This window comes from Streptacidiphilus monticola, from assembly GCF_042658505.1.
Lineage (GTDB): Bacteria > Actinomycetota > Actinomycetes > Streptomycetales > Streptomycetaceae > Streptacidiphilus > Streptacidiphilus monticola.
The window spans coordinates 1-813 of the sequence record NZ_JBHSQJ010000207.1 but is presented as its reverse complement, the minus strand read 5'-3'; the positions used below and the strand labels follow the sequence as shown (position 1 = coordinate 813).

Sequence of the window (813 nt, the reverse complement as noted above, 5' to 3'; positions counted from 1 at the left end):
TGTCGCCGCCGCACACGCCTTCCTCCGCTCCAACGGCGAGCCCTCGATGGGCGCGGCAGACCCGACCGCCTGAGCAGACAAAAGGCCAGGTCAAGAGCCACCGTGTTGCCCGGAAAAACGGTTGGCCCTCAAGTTCTGTTCCTCTATTATCGAATCAGTCGAGGTTGGCCCCTCGGCACCGCCCGAACTCAGCATCCGAAGGAGGCCCCCTGTGGCCAGCACCAAGACCCGCACCAAGGCCGACGCCGACACCACTCCCGCGCCCGTGACGGCTGCGCCCGAGGAGCCGACCACCGCCACGGCGAGCGAGGAGACCCGCGCATCGGGTATCGGCCGCCTCGTGGACCTCCACCCGAACCAGCTCGTGCGCGACCCGGCCAACGTCCGCAAGAAGAACGTGCAGCCCACCGCCGACCTGCTCGCCTCCGTCGCCGAGCTGGGCGTGCAGATCCCGATCGGGGTGCGGCTGCTCCCGGACGGCACCTACGGCGTGTTCATGGGCCAGCGCCGCATGCTCGCCGCGCAGGCCGCCGCCAAGGCCGCCCAGGAGAAGGACGAGCCGGTGCGGCTGGTGCCCGCCATCGTGCACGAGATCAAGGACAGCGACGACGTCGAAGCAGTGCTGCTGTCCCTGATCGAGAACGAGCACCGCGCCGCCATGACCGAGACCGACAAGGTCGAAGCCGTCGCGCAGCTCTCCCTGCTCACCGACGGGAACGCCACGCGGCGCAGGCGCGCGGCCCGCGCGCTGGGCCTGTCGGCCGACGAGGTCGCCGCCGCCACCCGCGCCAAGGAGCTCAAGCAGGAGACCCT

The 813-nt window shown here is 70.5% G+C and carries 1 protein-coding gene; it reads left to right on the top strand.

The window, feature by feature from the left end:
* Nucleotides 1–211 precede the first annotated feature (211 nt).
* Nucleotides 212–813 (top strand): ParB/RepB/Spo0J family partition protein (locus tag ACFP3V_RS31345; protein ID WP_380591089.1); only part of this gene is annotated, 602 nt, incomplete at its 3' end.